Origin of the sequence: Micromonospora sp. URMC 106 (assembly GCF_051386395.1) — a bacterium.
GTDB lineage: Bacteria > Actinomycetota > Actinomycetes > Mycobacteriales > Micromonosporaceae > Micromonospora.
Genome location: NZ_JBPQTP010000131.1, coordinates 1 through 17,851, shown reverse-complemented (window position 1 = coordinate 17,851; position 17,851 = coordinate 1). Strand labels below are relative to the sequence as shown.

The following is a 17,851-nucleotide window of genomic DNA, read 5'->3' as shown; positions in this document are numbered from 1 at the left end:
TGACGGCGACCTCGGCGGCGGCGTCTACCCGGCACGCAACAACACCGAACTGCGGGTCAACCTGGGCTTCATGGCCGACCCCATCGCCTACGACCACCGCGACCTCGACGCCCAACGCCGGCTGCTGACCGAGCGGTACGCCGCAATGCGCTGGGAGGTACCGAAACTGCTCGACGGCATGTGGAAGGCGTCCGACTTCTACTTCGACGCGATGGCCCAGATCAAGCTCGACTCGTGGTCGCGCGGACGAGTGACGCTACTCGGCGACGCCGGCTACTGCGCCTCACCGCTGTCCGGACAGGGCACCAGCCTCGCCCTGGTGGGCGCCCACCTGCTCGCCGCCGAACTGGCCGCAACCGACGGCGCCCACCCGGCAGCCTTCGCCGGATACGAACGGCGCATGCGCCCCTTCGTCACAGCCAACCAGGCGCTAGCCACCGAAAACCCAGGCGGCGAGGCGTCGGAAGAGTCGATGGACCACGCGAAGCAGGCGATCCGCCTCGACGAGTGAGGCATCCGCCAGCCGGCGGTGGACACATCGGGTTTCACGTAAGCAGAGAGACTGCCCCGCTCCCCCGACTACGACGCCTGCTGGACCCACCGGTCCACAGCGCGCGCGAATTCGATCACCGCGGCCTCGGCGGAGGGCGGCATCGACGCCTGCGATGCGCGCTGGTGCTTCACGCACACGGCGAGGTTGTCGACGCGGAAGTAGACACGCACGTCGCGGTCGCGCCAACCGCGGTCGTCGAGGTCCGCCTCTTCCACGATGTACGCCTCGTCGCCGATGCCGGGAAGCCGCTCCCCCGTCGTGGGGCAGCCCCCCAGGTTCGCGGGGAGCAGGGGGGCCTCCACGTCGAGTTCGGTAATCTCCCCGTCGCGGTCCCGGCCGGGTTCCCACTCACAACTGTTCGTGGCCTTGTGCGCGGACCGGAGCTTGGCTCTGGGGATCAACGGCGCGATGACCTCGGGGTGCTCGGTCAGGTAGAGGCACACGTTCGGTGGTGTCGTGAACCCTCTGGCCGGGGGCGACGCGGACGAGGACACGGGCGTGGTGGCCGACGGGCTGCCGCCTGGTCGGCTCCCGTCTCGGGTGGTCTCCCGGTCCGACGCCTCGCCCGGCGCGAGCGTGTAGCCCGTCGCCAGTGCGCCGGCCAGCAGGGCCACGGCGATGACGATCGCAGCGGCAACGCGCGTGGGCGAAACACGTCGGGCACGCGGACCGTTCGCTTCGGGCGGCAACGGCTCGGTCGGCTTCGCGGTCAGTTCCCTGGTCGGCGCTGCGGCCTGCTCTTCGGTCGGCGCGGTGACCCGGACCGTCGGCTGGTCGCCGCCCGTGACGCCGACGGCGACCTCCCGCAGACGCTCCGCGGCCACGTCGGCCGACAGGCGTTCGTCCGGGCGGCGCGCCATCAGGCCGAGCAGCGTCGAGCTCAGCGGACCAGCGCGTTCAGCAGGTCTGGGGTCGCGGCTCAGCACGGCGGCGACCAGTTCCGCCGGGTCGTCCGTGTCGTACGCGGGCCGACCTTCGACGGCGAAGTACAGCGTCGCACCGAGCGACCACAGATCGGACGCCGGCTCGACGCCCCGCCCGGCCAGCCGCTCGGGCGCCACGTAGCCCAGCGTGCCCATCACCGAGCCGGTCCCGGTGAGACCCCGCGTGGCGCCGATGACCGCGGCGATCCCGAAGTCCGTGAGTACGGCGCGGCCGTCCCGGTCCAACAGGACGTTCTGCGGCTTGATGTCGCGATGCAAGATACCGGCAGCATGAGCGACCCGCAGGGCCGCGAGCAGGCCGTCGCCAATTTCCGCGGTCCGCTGCGGAGTCAGCGGCCCTTCCTGGCGCACCACGGAGTAGAGCGACGAGCCCTCGACCAGACCCATCACGATCCACGGGCGACCATCCTCGATCAGAACATCGTGAACGGTCACGATGCCCGGGTGGTTCAACCGCCCCGCTGCGCGCGCCTCGGTCATCGCGCGCTCCCGAAGCACCCTGCGTTCGGATTCGCTGAGGCCTTCGGGCAGCCGCAGCTCCTTCACGGCCACGTCGCGATCCAGCAGGACGTCCGCAGCGCGCCAGACGACCCCCATGCCCCCGCTGCCGACCGGCTCGGCCCGCAGGACGTACCGGCCGTCCGCCAGGGTGCGCCGCGTCTTCCCCATGGCCGGAAGGATATCGAGGCTCCGCCGGCGACGGAGTCCCGCCGCAGCCCCGTCACGAGGCGCGGACCGTCCCCCGGCTACGGTGCCGGCAGCGTCCGCAGGGTGACACCGACCAGAGCCCAGCTCGGGCCCGGACTGGTGCCATTCGGTCGAGATCAGCCCTGCTGAGCCCCGCACATCCCCCGCCTGGCCGTCCGGACCGCGCTCGCGCGGGCGGGCCTGCTCCTCGTGCCGCCTCCGGCACCCCTGCCGGAGGCGGCGAGGTCGCATCACGCGACGGCGGTTCCCTCGAGTTCGACCATCAGGGTGGGGATCGCCAGCCGTGTCACGCCGAGCATCGTGGTGGCCGGCGCCACCCCGGCGGCGCCCAGTCTCGACGCCAGCACGCCGTAGTGCGCGAAGAGCCGGTCGACGTCGGTGGTGTAGACGTTGAGCCGGACGAGGTTCGTGAGGGACATCCCGGCCTCGCCGAGGACGGCCTCCAGGTTGTCGAGGCTCAGCGCCAACTGCGCCGCCATGTCGCCCTCATGCTGGGGCTTGCCCTCGCTGCTCATCGCGGTCTGTCCCGCGCAGTACAGGGTCCGGGTCTGTCCGGAGACCAACTCGCCCTGGTTGTACCCCAACGCCACCGACCACGGCCACGGGTTGACCGTCGTGCGCTCCATTGCCATCTCTGCTCCATCTGTCGAGGGTGTGGGCACGATGGGACTCGGCCCACGCGCTGGTGAGCCTCGCAGGCAATCACGACATCCTTCGTCGCGTATTCCTGGCACAATCTGCGCATGCGGGCCGACCGGTTGGTCTCGCTGGTGCTGCTGCTGCGCCAGCGCGGTCAGCTGACCGCGGCCACGCTGGCCCGCGAGCTGGAGGTGTCCACCCGCACCGTGCTGCGTGACATAGAGGCGTTGTCCGCGGCCGGCGTCCCCGTCTACGCCGAACGCGGCCGGCACGGCGGCTTCGCGTTGCTGCCCGGTTTCCAGACCGAGCTCACCGGGCTGAACCACGACGAAGCGCTGGCCCTGCTGGTCGCCGGATCGCGGCGCGGCGCGCAGGCGTTCGGCCTCGGCTCGGCGCTCGCCTCCGCCATGCTCAAGGTGGTCGACGCCCTGCCCGAAAGCCACCGGGACATCGCGGCCGGCGCGGTCGAGCGATTGCTCGTCGACCCGGAGACCGACCTGCTCTCCCGCCGGCTGGTCGCCGAGGAGGTTCCCGACGCCATAGTGGCCGAGGTTCGGCGTGCGGTGTTCGCCGGGCACAAGCTGCGCATCCACTACGCGGCCGTGGGTCAGGCCCCGAAGTGGCGCACGGTGGACCCGATCGGCCTGGTCACCGTACGCGAGCAGGGCTACCTGCTGGCCACGAGGTCCGGCGCGGACCGCACCTACCGGCTGTCCCGGGTCTTGGCCGCCGAGGAACTCCCCGAACCCGCACAGCGACCGGACCGGGTCGATCTGGACCGGGCCTGGCAGGAACGCAGCACGCGGTTTCGCACCGGCGGCGACCAGGTCACCGTGCTGGTACGGATGAACCCGACACGGCGAGAGGACCTGGTGGGCACCGCGCTGGCCGTCCACGCCGAGGAGGTCGACGCGGACGGCTGGCTACGGCTGGAGGTGACCTTCCAAGACCCGAGACATGCCGAATGGGCGCTGTGGCAGCTCGCCACGAACGCGGAGGCCCTGGCCCCGCAGTGGTTGCGTACCGTCCTGCGCGACCGCGCCGCCGCGATCGCCGCCCGCTACGACGTGCCAGTTGGGAGTTGAAGGGCGACCCGGTGATCATCGGTGCCCATGGCCTGCCGCACTGCGGTCGCTCGGCGGCGTCGGCGCGATTCGCGGGCCGTCGGCGGCCCGCTGGATGCGTTGCCGGGCCAGATCCGACGCGGCGGCGGCGGGTGTCACACCGGTCCGAGCCGCGTACCGCAGGATCTCGGCCAAGGTGTCGCCGATGCCGAGGACGCGAGCGGTGGCTCGATCGGTGGTCTCGTGGTGCAGTTCGACGGCGGTGGCGTGGATGACCCCGCCTGCGCTGACCACGAAGTCCGGTGCCCACAGGATCTGCCGGCGGTGAAGCAGGCCGGCGGTGGCCGGTTCGTCGAGCTGGTTGTTGGCCGGCCCGGCGATGGCGGCACAGCGGAGCAGGGGGATGCTGTCCGGGGTGAACACGCCACCGAGTGCGGCCGGTACGAGCACGTCCACCTCGGCCCGCAATGCCTCCTCCGGGGCTAGCCAGCTGGCGCCGAGCTGGTCGGCGAGCCGTCTCTTGGTGACGTCGACGTCGGTGACGACAGGGTCGGCCGGCACGGCGGCGAGGTGTCGGGCGAGGTGGGCGCCGACCCGGCCGAGTCCGAGGATGGCGAAGCGGCGGCCGGCCAACCGCGACGATCCGAACACCGCGTCGCACACGGCATGCAGAGCCGCCACGACGCCGGCCGCGGTGTCGGCGGACGCAGACGCCCGAGCGCGGCGGCGGTTGTTGCTGCCGACGCCTCGACCGGGCGGGGCGATAGCATCGTGATCATGGAGATCCTGCGCTACGCCGCGTTCAGCGCCGATCCGGCGGGCGGCAACCCGGCTGGTGTCGTACTCGACGCCACCGGGATCGACGACGCCGAGATGCTGCGGGTGGCGGCTGACATCGGGTACTCCGAAACGGCGTTCCTCGTGCCTCGCGGCAACGGGCGCTTCGAGGTGCGCTACTTCAGCCCGTTGGCCGAGGTGCCGTTCTGCGGGCACGCGACCATCGCCTCGGCTGCCGCCTACGCCGAGCGGCACGGCCCCGGGGTCCTGCACTTCGACACCCGAGCGGGGCTGGTCGAGGTTTCCACCGCCCTGGCGCCGGACGGCACGACCACGGCGACGCTGATCAGCGTGGAGCCGCAGACCAAACCCATCGCCGCCGATGATCTCGCGGCGCTGCTGGAGGCGCTGCGGTGGGCACCAGGCGACCTCGACGCGACGCTGCCGCCCCGGGTCGCCTTCGCCGGCGCCTGGCACCCCGTCGTGGCCGCCGCGAGCCGACAACGGCTCGCCAACCTGGACTACGACATGGACGCGCTGGCCACGCTGATGGCGCGGCGCGACTGGACGACGATCGACCTGGTGTGGCGCGAGTCCTCTCAGGTGTTCCACGCCCGCAACCCGTTCCCACCGGGCGGTGTCGTGGAGGACCCCGCCACCGGCGCCGCGGCCGCTGCCTTCGGCGGCTACCTACGGGAGCTGGGGCTGGTCGCGCCGCCCGTGACCGTCACCGTGCACCAAGGCCAGGACCTGGGCCGTCCCAGCGTCCTGACCATCGGAATTCCCGCCGAACCGCGAACCGGCATCGCGGTGACCGGCACCGCCGTTGTCCTTGCCGGATAGGGCCCCGGATTCCGCGTTACCGGTGCCGCGAAAATGCGTCCGGCGTGTGACTGCCGGTAGGGGTAATCGATCGGAGCTGCCGCAGTACCGGACGCCGCCGGCGTGAGCATGACGACCGACCTGTCGCCTATTCGACGAGGTTCACCGCCGAGGTTCACGAGTACATCAGGTGCAGCGTCATGCCGGCGTCGGCGTGTGCCAGGTTGTGGCAGTGGTTGGCCCACATCCCGGGGTTGTCGGCCCGGAACGCCACCTCCCAGACGTCGCCCGGGCGTACGTCGAACGAGTCCAGCCACAGAGGGCTTCCGGTCGCCGGTCTTCCGTTGCGGGTCAACACCAAGACGTGGTGCCCGTGCAGGTGCCACGGGTGCACGACCTGGGACCGGTTCACGATCGTGAACTTCACGATGTCGTCGAGGCGGACGACCTGGGACGGGATGTCCGGATCGGCCGCGCCGTTGACGGTGTGGGCATACCGCGGAAGCAGCCCGCGCAGGTCGAGACCGCGGTCGAGGACGAGGGTGAACTCCTTGTCGAACCGGGACCACGGCACCGGAGCGGCGACGCCGTAGCCGAGCGGATCCAGCACCGGCCACGCGCCGGTCGCCGCTGACACCGGTCCGGTCGAGTAGACCGCCCGTCCGTCGACGTACAGCGCCACCGGCGTGGCGGGCACGGTGAACACCAGGTCGTAGCGCCCGCCAGCCGGGATCAGCACGGCGGTGTCGACGAGCGGCGTCGGGCCCCGCAGGTCGGATCCGTCCATCGCGGCGACCCGGAACGGGGTCCCGGCCAGGGCGTACCGGTGTGTCGTGCTGTCGGTGTTGATCAGCCGCAGGCGCACGGGCGTCCCCGCCTCGACCGGCTCCGTCCTCGGTGCGGGCAGCGCGAGGCCGGACAGGGTGTGCACCGCCACGGTGACGTCGACACCCGTCACCGGCGCCGGGCGCACCACCAGGACACCGTAGAGCCCCTTCCGCACGCCGATGTCGGATACCGCGTGCGTGTGGTACCAGTACGTCCCGACCTGGTCGGCGCGGAACCGGTAGACGAACTCCTGTCCGGGCAGCACCGCCGCCTGCGTCACGCCGGGCACCCCGTCCTGGCTGTTCGGCACGTCGTACCCGTGCCAGTGCAGCGTGACCCCCCGCGCGATGTCCCGGTTGCGCAGCGTCACCTCCAGGACGTCGCCGACGGTGGCGGTCAGCTCCGGCCCGGGAACCTGCCCGTTGAACGCCCACGCCGCGACGTCCCGGCCGCTCACGCTCACCGTGGCGGTCCCGGCCGTCAGGGTGAACCGCCTGGTCGGTTCGCCGACGGTCTGGGTGTCCCGATAGCCGTGGTCGTGCGGTACGGCGGGAGCGGCGTTCGGAGTGACGGCCAGCCCGGTTCCGGTCACCAGCGCCGCGGCCGCCACCGCGAGAGCCGCCCGGGACACCGTCGGCGACGGGCGCGCGTCGAGGATGCGCCACGTGACCGCGGTCGCCGCGACGACCCCGGCGACCGCCAGCAGTCCGACTCCCGCCGAGGCCGGGTAGCCGTGCAGGACCGTCACGAGCAGGCCGGCGCTTCCGGCGTACCCGGCGAAGAGAAGGGGGACCGCGACGGAGCGGATGTCGCCCGAGGCCCGCAGCAGCCGCGGCCCGGCGACGGCCACCGCCGCGAGTGACAGTGGGGCGGCGACGAGGACCTTCTCCGCGGCGAACCACCAGCCGGCGCGGGCGAGCGCGGTGATCGTGATCGCCCGGGCCAGCGTGGCGAACAGCGCGAGTGCGACCAGTCCCAGTGCGAGCGGGCGGCGGCGGCCGGCCGACGCGGCGCCGCCGCCCAGCCACCCGGCGGCGGCGAGGACCGCGATCACCAGGTCGGCCGCGAGCAGCGAGCCGGTGGTCATGCCGGCTCCCCTTCGCGGACGACCACCGGGGTGGCGACGGCCGGCGTCGGGCCGACCAGCCTCCGAGCTGCCTGGTAGACGCTGACCACGACGTGCACCGCGATGATGCCGTTGAGCGCGTGCAGCCCGGCGATGGTCAGGCCGAACGGGGTGCTGGCGCCCGCGGCGTCGGTGGACCCGTTCGCGAGCCCCGCGAGGAGCGCCTGCACGACGACCAGGCCGAGCGGCAGGGCCGCCAGGCCGACGACCCGGCCCGGCGCCTTCGCCAGTGCGGCGAACAGGATGGTGAGCAGGGTGAGAACGGGGATGACCGCCGTCCCGTTGACGCTGTGCAACGTGTACGCGTCGTCGCCCGCGGGCTTCGTGAACGCGCCCACGGCGGCGAGGACGAACTGCAGGGTGAACGCGCCGAGGGACAGCGCGCTGACGATGACGAATGCCTTGCGCATGGTGTGCTCCTAGTGGTGAGCCGGGGACAGTGCCCGGGCGACGTGATCGGTGGCCGTGATCGCGCCGTACGCGACCAGCCGCACGAGGTCGGCGTCGTCCGGATGCGAGTACCGCCAGAGGGCGACGTCGCCCGGGCTGATCGCGCTGGGCGCGAACGCCGCCAGCAGCGCTATCCGCGTCCCGACGCGGTCCACTCCGGGCACGTCCCGGACCAGATCGACGGCCCAGTCCGCGGGCCGGTCCGGGTACCGTCCGTCCTCCCACCGCACGGCGGCCGTGACGGTCTCGCGGGCCACGTCACCCAGGAGGTCCCCGCCTTGCACGGCGGCGTCCTTCAGCGACGCGTACGCGACGCCGACCGGGCTGTCCCCGGCCCAGGCCGGCGGGGCCGTCGTGCCGGCGTCGAGGAGCGCCAGGCTGCGGCCGGGCTCCTTCGGCTCCCGGGCCGCCCTGGCGCAGAGCCGGCCCCCGACCGAGCGCACCAGCGGGGAGCGCTGCAGTCCGCCGGGTAGCAGGTCCGGGGCGAGCAGCGCCGAGACGATCCGGTTGATGAACTGGAAGGCGAGCAGGGTGCCGGTGAGCTCGGGGCGGTACGGGCTCGTCCAGTCGGCGGCCCGGGGGCTCCGGCTGGCCTCGGCCCAGGCGACGAGCTCGGCGTGCCCCGGCTCCGATGGCGTCGCGCCCCGGGCGACGACCTCCGCCAGCTCGTGCTCGCCCAGGGCGTGCAGCAGCACGTGGGCGTCGACGCAGAACCGGCAGCGGTTGGCCCGGGACACCGCCGCGGCGACGAGTTCGCGGTCGACCCGGGAGGCGTCCCCGGCGAGCAGGGCCTCCCGCATCAGCGCCCACGTCGCGGCCTGCACCTCCGGCACGGCCGAGAGCGCCTGGAAGGTGGGCACCGGCCCGAGGAACTCGTCCCGCAGTTGCCGGTAGACCTCCGCGGTGAGGCCGGTCGCGGCCTTCGGGGGGACCGGGGTGAAGAAGCGGTATGTCATGGGTTCGATGCTTGCCGCGGTGGGCCGGGAAGTCGTCGTGCCGCCGCAGGCAGTTGCCCGGCCGCCGATACCGCGTCCGCGGTACGCCTCATGTACCGCGGGAGGGGGATGCTCCCTCGAAAACGGCCGCTCTACAGTTCGGTCATGCGCCGCGATCTGCCGTACGCCCTCAGCGGCCTCGCCCTCGGGGGCCTCCTGCTCGGCAACGCCGCGCTCGCGCCGGACGCCGCACCGGTGCGGGCGATCGACGTCGCCCTGGTCCTGGTCATGGCGGCGGCCCTGGCGGTGTGCCGGCGCTACCCGGTGGTGGCGTTGAGCGCGGCGACCGCCGCCATGCTGGCCCTGCACGTGCGGGTGCACGCCGGGGTCTCCGCCGCGTTCCCCGTCCTCAGCACGGTCTACGTAGCCGCCTGGCGGGGGCACCGAGCGGCCGCCGCCCTGTCCAGCCTCGTCTTCCTCGGCGGCTTCCTGGCCCGCGACGTCTCGGTCGCGCCCGCGGACCGGCCCAGCCAGCAGATCGCCGAGCGGACGGCCCTGCTGCTGGGCTGGTTCTTCGCGGCCAACGTCGCGGGACTCGTCGCGCGGCAGCGCCGGGCGTACCTGGAACAGGTCGAGCAGCGGGCGGTCGAGGCCGAACGCACCCGCGAGGAGATGGCGCTGCGCCGTGCCGGGGAGGAGCGCCTGCGCATCGCCCGGGACCTGCACGACTCGCTGACCCACAGCATCTCCGTGATCAAGGTGCAGGCCGGGATCGCCGTGCACCTGGCCCGCAAGCGCGACGAGGAACCGTCGGCCGCGCTGCTGGCGATCCAGGAGGCCAGCGGCGCCGCGATGCGCGAACTTCGGGCGACGCTGGACGTCCTGCGCTCCCCCTCCGACTCAGACCGCGTCGGGCTGGCCCGGGTGGGCGAGCTCGCCGAGCGGACCCGGGCGGCCGGCGTACCGGTGCAGGTGACCGTCACCGGTACGCCGCGTGACCTGCCCGCCGAGGTCGACCAGGCCGGGTACCGCGTGGTCCAGGAGGCGCTGACCAACGTGGCCCGCCACGCCGGCCCCGCCACCGCCCGGATCCACATCGCGTACGCCCCGGCGCAGCTGACCGTCTCGGTGGACGACGACGGCCAGGCGTCGCCCGCCCGGCCGGTGACACCGGGGGTGGGCCTGCGCGGCATGCGCGAACGGGTCACCGGGCTGGGCGGGACGCTGCGGGCCGCCGCCCGCGACAGCGGCGGGTTCGCGGTGCGGGCCACGTTCCCGCTGGACGCTCGCGCATGACCCGAGCGCTTGCGCGAGGTCCAGTGATCTCAGTCCGCCACGGTTCGTGGCGGCTCCGACCGGAGGGATGAGCGGGCGTGATCCGGGTCCTGCTCGTAGACGACCAGGCGCTGATGCGGGCCGGGTTCCGGGCGTTGCTCGGCGCCGAGGACAACCTGGAGGTGGTCGGCGAGGCCGCCGACGGCGCCTCGGCCGTCGAGCTGTCGCGACGCCTGCGGCCGGACGTCGTGCTGATGGACGTGCAGATGCCGGGACTCGACGGCATCGAAGCCACCCGGCGCATCGCCACTGCTCCCGACCTCACCGCCGTCCGCGTCCTCATCCTCACCAACTACGGGCTCGACTCGTACGTCTTCGCCGCGCTCCGCGCGGGCGCCAGCGGGTTCCTGCTCAAGGACGCCGACCCGGCCGACCTGCTGCAGGCCGTCGACGTCGTGGCCCGCGGCGACGCGCTGCTCGCCCCGGCGGTCACGCGCACCCTCATCAGTGAGTTCGTCGCCGGCCCGCCGCCGGCTGACCCCGCGGCCGGACGCGACGTGCTGACCGCCCGCGAACAGGAGATCGTCGAGCTCGTCGCCCGAGGGCTGAGCAACGACGAGATCGCCGCGCGCATGGTGATCAGTCCGTTGACCGCCAAGACACACGTCAACCGGGCGATGGCGAAACTGCACTGCCGCGACCGTGCCCAGCTGGTCGTGTGGGCGTACGAGTCGGGGCTGATCACGCCCCGTCGCCGGTGACAGCCGGTCGGCGGCCCGCCAGCAGGTTGCTCCGCGCCGGTGAGCAGCACCGCGGGCGTCGGCAGTCGCGGTAGGGTCCACGGTCGTGCCCACGAGCGCGGACGTCCGTCAGGAACTAGCCGGCCTCGCCGACCCACGTCGGGCGGAGGGATCGAGCCGGTACCTGCAGATGGTCCCCGGCGGGTACGGCGAGGGCGACCGGGCCATCGGTGTCTCCGTCCCCGACCAGCGCAGGGTGGCCGGCCGGTACTGGCGTGACCTGTCCCTGGCCGAGACGGCGCGGCTGCTGACCAGCGACGTGCACGAGGAGCGGCTGACGTCGCTGTTCATCCTGGCGCGGAAGTTCGCCGAGGGGGACGAGGAGGAACGGGGCCGGATCTTCGGCATCGTCCTGGCCAACACCGCCCACATCAACAACTGGGACCTGGTGGACTCGTCCGCGCCGTACATCGTCGGACCCTGGCTGATCGACAAGGACCGGAGTGTGCTGGATCGGTTGGCCGAGTCGGACCTGGTATGGGACCGGCGCATCGCCATCATGGCAACCTTCGCCTTCGTCAGGGCCGGTGACTTCCATTGGACCTTCCGCCTCAGCGAACGGCTCCTGCGCGACCCGCACGACCTCGTGCAGAAGGCGGTGGGCTGGATGCTGCGCGAGGTGGGCAACCGTGACAGGGCGGCGGAGGAGGAGTTCCTGGCCCGACGCTACCGGGTCATGCCGCGCGTCATGCTGCGGTACGCGATCGAGAAGTTCGACCCGCAGCGACGCAGGGAGTACCTCTCCGGCGTGGCCTAGCTGACCGCCGCCGCCGGGGTGGTGGTTGTCGGCGGGCCGGGTCGTGGGTAAATCCCTGGTCGTCCGACGGGCGTGTCACCGATGATGACGCCCATGGCCACCAGCACCGCACACCCCGCCGCCACGGCGCCCGCGAGCGGACCGGTGGACGCACAGGCCAGTAACCCACCGACAGGTACGGTCGACCAGACGGGGAAGGCCACCATGGATGTCACCGACCGCCGTGAACTCGCCCGCGGGGCGCTCGACGGCCACCTGGGTGGCAACGCCGCCTCGCTCCGAGCGACGGCCCGCGCCCTGGCGGAGGCGGAGTCTGCCGTGGCCGTCGTGCTCGTCGAGGGCATCAGCGACCAGATCGCGCTGGAGACGGCGGCAGTGGCCCGCGACCGGGATCTTGCGGCGGAGCGGGTCGTGATCGTGCCGATCGGCGGGGCGCACGCCATCGGCCGCTTCCTGACGAGGCTGGGCCCGCTGGGCGCGGGGCTGCGACTTGCCGGTCTGTGCGACCTGCGGGAGGAGGAGATATTCCGGCGCGGGCTGGACCTGGCCCGTGTCGGCTCCCCCCGCACGCGCACCGAGATGGAGCAACTCGGGTTCCACGTCTGCGTCGGCGATCTGGAGGAGGAGCTGATCCGCGCCCTGGGAACGGCAGGGGTCGAAGCGCTCTTCGAGTCGACGGGCGACCTCCGGTTGTTCCGCTCGTTCCAGAGCCAGCCCGCCTGGCGCGGCCGGGAGCCCGAAGCGCAGATGTGGCGGTTCCTGCGCAGCAGCTCGCGCCGCAACCTGCGCTACGCACGCCTGCTCGTCGAGGCGGCAGTCGGCCGGGACGCCCTGCCGCGGCCACTCGACGCGCTGCTCACCGCCGTTTGACCCGTCGAGGGCCAGGCCCCTCGACGCGGCAGCTCCAGCCCGGCGACAGGAGACACGGGCCGGGGAAAGCCGCCCGCCGCCCCGCCCGCGAATCCCAGCGGCGGTCGGTCGGACGCCCCCGAGCCGTCCGACCGACCGCCACGCTCGGATCACCCGGTCACGCCGACACGTGCGCCACCCCCGGCCGCCCGCTCTGCACGTGGACACTGGCCCGCGTCGACACCGGCGCACCGGGAGCGTTGACGAACGGCACGACCCGGTAGTCGGTGCGCATCTCGTCGCGACCCAGGTGGCACACCTGGTACCCACGCTGGGAGTTGTGGAACTTCATGTGCGGGTTCTCGGCCAGCCAGGTCACGCCGAGGCTGTCGTGGTCCGTCCCGTTTCCGCCCGAGCTGATCGAGGTGCCGAGGAACTCGGTGCCGATCGTCCGCGATCCGGGGTCGGCGAAGTCGAGCTTGAGATCGGCAGCCACGCTGCGGTGGGCGTCGCCGGTGACGATGAGGAAGTTCTCGACGTTCCGCTCCGCCACGCCGGCGAAGAGGCGCTGGCGCGCGGCGGCGTACCCGTCCCAGGTGTCCATGCCGTACCGCTCGCCCGGGCCGGCGGTGTGGTCGGCCTCCATGGCGAAGACCTGGTTGCCGAGCACGTTCCACCGTGCGGTGGACGCGGCAAGCCCGGCCAGCAGCCACGCCTCCTGCTCGACGCCGAGCATCTGCCGTTGCGGATCCCAGCGCAGCGACGCGTCGGTGAGCTGCCGGTCACGGAAACGCCGCGTGTCGAGCACGTCGAGTTGCAGCAGGTCACCGAACCGAAGGCGCCGGTAGACCTGCATCTCCGGGCCCTGCGGCATCGACGACGCCCGCAGGGGCAGGTTCTCGTAGTACGCCTGGTAGGCCGCCGCTCGGCGGAGCCGGAACACGGCCGGGTCCTGGTCCGGCTCGGTGTCCGGCTGCGAGTGGTCGCCGGCCCAGTTGTTCTCCACGTCGTGGTCGTCCGGAGCCACCACCCAGGGCGCGGCAGCGTGCGCTGCCTGCAGCGCCGGGTCCAGCTTGTACTGGGCGTACCGGAGCCGGTAGTCGGTCAGGGAGAACGTCTCGACGGCCGGGTAGTGGGCGCGGCCGATCGAGCCGGCGCCGCCGCCCTCGTAGATGTAGTCGCCCAGGTGCACGACGAGGTCCAGGTCCTCACGGGCCATGTGCTCGAACGCGGTGAAGTAGCCGTCGGTGTATGCCTGGCAGCTCGCGAACGCGAAACTCAGCGACTGGAGGGCGGTCCTCGGGCGTGGCGCCGTGCGGGTACGGCCCACTGGGCTGACCTGGTCGGCGACCCGGAACCGGTACCAGTACACCCGGTCCGGCCGCAGGCCGTGCACCTCGGCGTGCACCGAGTACCCCCAGTCGGCCGTGGCGCGCCTGACACCGCGCCGCACCACACGGCGGAAGTCCTCGTCCTCCGCCACCTCCCACCGCACCTGGACGGGGCGATCGGGCATGCCGCCGAGCCCATCGAGGGCGAGCGGGTCCGGTGCCAGGCGGGTCCAGAGCACAACACCGTCGGACGTCGGGTCGCCCGAGGCCACACCCAGGGTGAACACGTAGCCCGGCAGGGCGGTCCGCCGGTCCGAGGCCGCGGCCGTCGCCGAGGCGGGTTCGGCGGCGAGGACAGCGGCACCCGCGGCGATACCGCCCAGGGCAAGAAAACGACGGCGCGGCAGCATGAGTGGGGACTGTGACATGTGGTGTTGCCTCCCGGACAGGTCTGGCATCTGTTCCTCGACATCCCATCGGCCCGGCCTGGCGCTCCCCGGAACGGGTGGTGAACAGGACCGATCTCGAAGTGGGCACTCCCGGGAACATCCCTCCTCCGATGTGGCCCCGCCGGGATCGACCCGGTGCGCGAGATCGGCAGGCAGCGGCTCGCCACCCACCCGCCGGAGCGCACCGGAGACACCGGCGCCGCCCCCTGACACGAGCGCCCTCCTCCGCCCCCGAGCCGACCTGCTGGACACCGCGCTAGCTTTGCCCGGTGCGCGGGTATCGGATCGGCATCCTCGGACGGATCGAGTTGAGCGTCGACGGGATAGCTGTGCCGCTCGCCCCGCTGGAACGGGCGTTCGTCGCGAGCCTGGCGGCCCACCGTGGACGCATCGTCTCCGTCGACCGCCTGATCGACGGCCTCTGGCCGAATCACCCGCCCGCGCGAGCGCGCAACCGGGTCCAGGCGATCGTCGCCTCGCTCCGGCGCAGTGCGGCGCCGGAGCTGATCCTCACCAGGTCACCCGGCTACCAGTTGAACGCCGCGGTGGTCGTGGACGCGGCGGAGTTCGCCGCCGACGTGCAGGCCGCCGCGGCCGCCACCGACGCCCGCTGTGCCGTGGAGTTGCTCGACCAGGCGCTGGCGCGCTGGCGCGACGACGCGTTCGTCGACGTCGGCGCGGAGCTGGTCGACTTCGAGCGCGATCGGCTGCGCGAGCTGCGCGAGCACGCGGTCGAGCTTCGCGTCGAGGCATTGCTGTCGCTCGGTCTGCACCAGGAGCTGGTGCCGGAACTGACCACACTGGTGCGTGATCGGCCCCTGCGGGAACGGCTGCGCGGGCAGCTCATGGTGGCCCTGCACCGCAGCGGCCGGCAGGCGGAGGCACTCGCCGTGTACCGGGCCGGGGCCCGGGTGCTCGCGGAGGAGCACGGCATCGACCCGGGACCGGAGCTGCGGCAGCTGCACCGGGAGATCCTCGGCAGCGAGCAGCAGACGTCCCCGCGGGCGTGGGTGCGGCCCAACCAGCTCCCCGGCGTCACCGGTGACTTCGTCGGGCGGGAGAAGGAGCTCGGGGTGCTGCTGTCGTTACTGGGGCGCACCCCGGCAGCCGCCGGGGCTGCCCAGGTCGTCGTCGTGACCGGGCTTTCGGGAACGGGCAAGACCACTCTCGCGCTGCGCGCGGCGCACGAGAGCCGCCACCGCTTTCCCGCCGGGTGCCTGTACGCGGACCTGCGCGGCAACACCACGGACCCGGCACGGCCCGACACGGTGCTCGGCGCCTTCCTGCGCGCCCTCGGGGTGGCCGGCGAGGCCATTCCGGTGGCCGCGGAGGAACGCGCGGCACTGTACCGATCCGTGCTCGCCGACCAGCCCATGTTGGTGATGTTGGACAGCGCCGCGGACGCGGCGCAGGTGCGCCCGCTGCTGCCGCCCGCTGGCAGCACCGCTCTCATCACCAGCACGGCCACGTTGCCCGGGCTGCCGGGCACCGAGGTCCTCCCGCTCGACGTGCTGCCGGTCGACGACGGCCTGGACCTGCTGGCGGGGCTCGCCGGCGCAGAGCGGATCAGCCGGGAGGCCGCGGCGGCCGCCGACGTCGTGGAGCTGTGCGGTCGTCTGCCGCTGGCGTTGCGCATCGCCGGGGTGCGGCTGGCCGAGCGGGAGGCGATGACGGTGGCGCGGCTGCGCGACCGGCTGCGCGACGAGCGGCGCCGCCTCGACGAGCTGTCGCTCGATGGGCTCGACGTGCGCAGCAGCTTCACCGTCGGGTTCGAGCGGTTGCCACCGCCCGCCGCGCGGCTGCTCGCGGTGCTCAGCCGTACGTCGCTGCGCAGCTTCGGTATGTGGGACGAGACCACCGAGCCGCTGCTGGAACAGCTGTGCCGGGCCCACCTGCTGACCGCGGATTCCGACGGCAGGGCACGCATGCACGATCTGGTCCGGCTGCACGCCCGGGAGCGCACCGACATCGCCGCCGACCAGGTGATCGCCTGGTACGCACGACTGCACGCGTACGCCGAACGCGCCGACGCGGCGCTGCCCTGCAAGATCCTGCCGGTGGCGGACGTGGAGTCCGCGATCGACGCCTGGGACGCCGTCGACTGGTTCGAGGCGGAGCGGGAGAGCCTGGTCGCGGCGGTGCGGGACCTGTTGGGGCTGGACGCGGTCGACCTGGCCGGACGGTTGGCCTGCACGATGGGCAACTTCGCGATGATGCGCAGCCAACACCTGCCCGAGTTCGTCGACTGCCTGCGCGGCGTGCTCGACCGGCACGCCGACCTGCCGTTGCCGACCCGGGTGTCGCTGCGGCTCCACCTGGGCACGGCCTACCGGATGCTGAACCGGCATGCCGAAGCCGTGCCGCTGCTGCGCGCGGCACACCGGGACAGCCGCGGGCCGCTGGTGGCGCACCGGCTCGTGGCGCTGCAGGGCTACTCGCTGTGCTGTCGTCAGCTCGGCCGGTTGCGGGAGGCGGACGCCGCGCTGCTGCTGATGGTGCGGTTGTGCGCCGCGCACTGGCCGGTCGGCCCGGTCGGCGGGCACGTGCTGCTGACCCTCGGCATGCAGCACGGGCAGTACCAGCTCACGTCCCCGTTCGCCTTCGCCGCCTGCGCCGCGGCCCGGCAGCATTTCGAGGACAGCGGCGACCTGTGGGGCGAGGCGCTCGCGCGGGAGACCATCGGGCTGCTGCACCGGCACGCCGGGCAGTGGCCGCAGGCCCTGGAGCAGCTGCGGCAGGCGGTGGCCGCCGCGCGCCGGCTCGGCGACCGGATGAGCGTGACCACGGCCGAGCAGGCGCTGGCCGCGACGCACCTCGCGGCCGGGAACGGCGAGGCGGCTCGGCTGCTGCTGCGGCGTACGGTGCTGGCGTTCCACGACATGCGCCACGAGTGGGGCGAGGCGATCTCCCGGCGGCTGCTCGGCAAGGCGCACCTCGAGGAGGGCGACGCGGACAGGGCGGTGGTGGAGTTGGAAGGCTCGGTGGCGATGCTGCGCGGCGTCGGGCAACCGTTCCCGCTGGCGAACTCACTGCACCTGCTCGCGCGGGCGCAGGCCACCCTGGGAAGGCACGACCGGGCCGTCGCGCTGGGCGAGGAGGCGCTGCGCATCTTCGAGCACTTCGACGCCGCGTACGTCAACGACCTGCGCGAATCGCTGGCGCGCTGGCGGAGCGCAGCCGGAGCGCAGTAGAAGCGCAGGGCGCGCGCAGCGGCAACCAGCACAGTGATGGCAACCACCCACTAAGGAGGTCTGCCATGACCAAGATCATCAACCGTGTCGGCGACGCAATGCTCAGCAAGGTGCTCGGCCGCGAGGTGGCCGGCGCCTGCGTGCCGGAGCACGGTCAGTCGTGCTGCGCGGCGTCCAACGGCTACTGCTCGGGCGGTTCGTACTTCCGCTACTACCGGCGGAGCACCTTGTCCTGCACCGGCGTGTGCTCGGTCACGACGTCGTCGCCGATCTGCTACACCAAGAAGGTCGGCGTCTGCTGACCTGGCTCTCCCTCCGGGGGGCGCGCCGGCGGCGCGGCCCCCACCCCCCGC

16 protein-coding genes are annotated in these 17,851 nt (G+C 72.9%); 9 read left to right on the top strand and 7 right to left on the bottom strand.

What is annotated here, in order from left to right; genetic code table 11:
• A partial coding sequence (locus ACSNOB_RS28160) for an FAD-dependent monooxygenase (protein WP_436689947.1) occupies window positions 1–511 on the top strand: 511 nt, incomplete at its 5' end.
• 68 nt (window positions 512–579) lie between these two features.
• On the opposite strand, the gene ACSNOB_RS28155 is transcribed toward ACSNOB_RS28160, so the two are convergent.
• Window positions 580–2,166 carry a serine/threonine-protein kinase gene (locus ACSNOB_RS28155; RefSeq protein WP_436689945.1) on the bottom strand — a complete coding sequence of 529 codons (1,587 nt, stop codon included), beginning with the start codon at window positions 2,164–2,166 and terminating at the stop codon, window positions 580–582.
• Window positions 2,167–2,435: 269 nt separating this feature from the next.
• A complete protein-coding gene (locus tag ACSNOB_RS28150) occupies window positions 2,436–2,837 on the bottom strand; it encodes a RidA family protein (RefSeq protein ID WP_436689943.1) in 402 nt (133 codons plus the stop codon).
• Between the two features lie 111 nt (window positions 2,838–2,948).
• Between ACSNOB_RS28150 and ACSNOB_RS28145 the strand changes: the two genes are divergently transcribed.
• Window positions 2,949–3,929 (top strand): helix-turn-helix transcriptional regulator, encoded by a 981-nt coding sequence (locus ACSNOB_RS28145; protein ID WP_436689941.1) that lies wholly within the window; start codon window positions 2,949–2,951, stop codon window positions 3,927–3,929.
• Window positions 3,930–3,944: 15 nt separating this feature from the next.
• On the opposite strand, the gene ACSNOB_RS28140 is transcribed toward ACSNOB_RS28145, so the two are convergent.
• Entirely contained in the window at window positions 3,945–4,469 is a 525-nt protein-coding gene (locus ACSNOB_RS28140) for a hypothetical protein (protein WP_436689939.1), read from the bottom strand.
• Between the two features lie 216 nt (window positions 4,470–4,685).
• Here ACSNOB_RS28140 and ACSNOB_RS28135 point away from each other — a divergent pair, with 216 nt between their 5' ends.
• A complete protein-coding gene (locus ACSNOB_RS28135) occupies window positions 4,686–5,528 on the top strand; it encodes a PhzF family phenazine biosynthesis protein (protein ID WP_436689951.1) in 843 nt (280 codons plus the stop codon).
• 154 nt (window positions 5,529–5,682) lie between these two features.
• On the opposite strand, the gene ACSNOB_RS28130 is transcribed toward ACSNOB_RS28135, so the two are convergent.
• From ACSNOB_RS28130 to ACSNOB_RS28120, 3 genes are read right to left on the bottom strand one after another with little or no spacing between them, the layout of a single operon-like run.
• The gene (locus ACSNOB_RS28130; protein ID WP_436689937.1) at window positions 5,683–7,422 is read right to left on the bottom strand and encodes a multicopper oxidase family protein; all 1,740 of its coding nucleotides are present in this window, start codon (window positions 7,420–7,422) and stop codon (window positions 5,683–5,685) included.
• On the bottom strand, window positions 7,419–7,871 hold the full coding sequence (locus tag ACSNOB_RS28125) for a DUF6220 domain-containing protein (RefSeq protein ID WP_436689935.1): 453 nt from the start codon (window positions 7,869–7,871) through the stop codon (window positions 7,419–7,421). The genes ACSNOB_RS28130 and ACSNOB_RS28125 overlap by 4 nt, the downstream gene beginning before the upstream one ends.
• A gap of 9 nt (window positions 7,872–7,880) precedes the next feature.
• The gene (locus ACSNOB_RS28120) at window positions 7,881–8,867 is read right to left on the bottom strand and encodes a carboxymuconolactone decarboxylase family protein (RefSeq protein WP_436689933.1); all 987 of its coding nucleotides are present in this window, start codon (window positions 8,865–8,867) and stop codon (window positions 7,881–7,883) included.
• Window positions 8,868–9,518: 651 nt separating this feature from the next.
• Here ACSNOB_RS28120 and ACSNOB_RS28115 point away from each other — a divergent pair.
• The 4 genes from ACSNOB_RS28115 to ACSNOB_RS28100 all read left to right on the top strand — a co-directional run bounded on the left by ACSNOB_RS28115 (window position 9,519) and on the right by ACSNOB_RS28100 (window position 12,548).
• Window positions 9,519–10,142 (top strand): sensor histidine kinase, encoded by a 624-nt coding sequence (locus tag ACSNOB_RS28115; RefSeq protein WP_436689949.1) that lies wholly within the window; start codon window positions 9,519–9,521, stop codon window positions 10,140–10,142.
• 77 nt (window positions 10,143–10,219) lie between these two features.
• Window positions 10,220–10,882, top strand: a complete 663-nt coding sequence (locus ACSNOB_RS28110) for a response regulator (RefSeq protein WP_436689931.1) — start codon at window positions 10,220–10,222, stop codon at window positions 10,880–10,882.
• Between the two features lie 85 nt (window positions 10,883–10,967).
• The gene (locus tag ACSNOB_RS28105) at window positions 10,968–11,678 is read left to right on the top strand and encodes a DNA alkylation repair protein (RefSeq protein ID WP_436689929.1); all 711 of its coding nucleotides are present in this window, start codon (window positions 10,968–10,970) and stop codon (window positions 11,676–11,678) included.
• A 93-nt stretch (window positions 11,679–11,771) separates the two neighbouring features.
• Window positions 11,772–12,548, top strand: a complete 777-nt coding sequence (locus ACSNOB_RS28100; protein WP_436689928.1) for a TOPRIM nucleotidyl transferase/hydrolase domain-containing protein — start codon at window positions 11,772–11,774, stop codon at window positions 12,546–12,548.
• Window positions 12,549–12,705: 157 nt separating this feature from the next.
• Here ACSNOB_RS28100 and ACSNOB_RS28095 read toward each other — a convergent pair whose 3' ends face one another.
• Window positions 12,706–14,286, bottom strand: coding sequence for an alkaline phosphatase D family protein (locus ACSNOB_RS28095; protein WP_436689926.1), 1,581 nt, complete (start codon window positions 14,284–14,286; stop codon window positions 12,706–12,708).
• Window positions 14,287–14,576: 290 nt separating this feature from the next.
• Between ACSNOB_RS28095 and ACSNOB_RS28090 the strand changes: the two genes are divergently transcribed.
• Together ACSNOB_RS28090 and ACSNOB_RS28085 are read left to right on the top strand one after the other, a co-directional pair.
• Complete coding sequence (locus ACSNOB_RS28090) at window positions 14,577–17,498, top strand: BTAD domain-containing putative transcriptional regulator (protein ID WP_436689924.1); 2,922 nt, start codon at window positions 14,577–14,579, stop codon at window positions 17,496–17,498.
• A gap of 65 nt (window positions 17,499–17,563) precedes the next feature.
• Window positions 17,564–17,800, top strand: a complete 237-nt coding sequence (locus ACSNOB_RS28085; RefSeq protein WP_436689922.1) for a hypothetical protein — start codon at window positions 17,564–17,566, stop codon at window positions 17,798–17,800.
• The last annotated feature ends 51 nt before the right edge of the window (window positions 17,801–17,851 follow it).

Excerpts from the sequence above, each read along its gene's own strand:
- ACSNOB_RS28155 (WP_436689945.1), bottom strand. The coding sequence starts at position 2,166 with ATGGGGAAGACGCGGCGCACCCTGGCGGACGGCCGGTACGTCCTGCGG.
- ACSNOB_RS28150 (WP_436689943.1), bottom strand. The coding sequence starts at position 2,837 with ATGGCAATGGAGCGCACGACGGTCAACCCGTGGCCGTGGTCGGTGGCG.
- ACSNOB_RS28145 (WP_436689941.1), top strand. The coding sequence starts at position 2,949 with ATGCGGGCCGACCGGTTGGTCTCGCTGGTGCTGCTGCTGCGCCAGCGC.
- ACSNOB_RS28135 (WP_436689951.1), top strand. The coding sequence starts at position 4,686 with ATGGAGATCCTGCGCTACGCCGCGTTCAGCGCCGATCCGGCGGGCGGC.
- ACSNOB_RS28130 (WP_436689937.1), bottom strand. The coding sequence starts at position 7,422 with ATGACCACCGGCTCGCTGCTCGCGGCCGACCTGGTGATCGCGGTCCTC.
- ACSNOB_RS28125 (WP_436689935.1), bottom strand. The coding sequence starts at position 7,871 with ATGCGCAAGGCATTCGTCATCGTCAGCGCGCTGTCCCTCGGCGCGTTC.
- ACSNOB_RS28120 (WP_436689933.1), bottom strand. The coding sequence starts at position 8,867 with ATGACATACCGCTTCTTCACCCCGGTCCCCCCGAAGGCCGCGACCGGC.
- ACSNOB_RS28115 (WP_436689949.1), top strand. The coding sequence starts at position 9,519 with ATGGCGCTGCGCCGTGCCGGGGAGGAGCGCCTGCGCATCGCCCGGGAC.
- ACSNOB_RS28100 (WP_436689928.1), top strand. The coding sequence starts at position 11,772 with ATGGCCACCAGCACCGCACACCCCGCCGCCACGGCGCCCGCGAGCGGA.
- ACSNOB_RS28095 (WP_436689926.1), bottom strand. The coding sequence starts at position 14,286 with ATGTCACAGTCCCCACTCATGCTGCCGCGCCGTCGTTTTCTTGCCCTG.
- ACSNOB_RS28085 (WP_436689922.1), top strand. The coding sequence starts at position 17,564 with ATGACCAAGATCATCAACCGTGTCGGCGACGCAATGCTCAGCAAGGTG.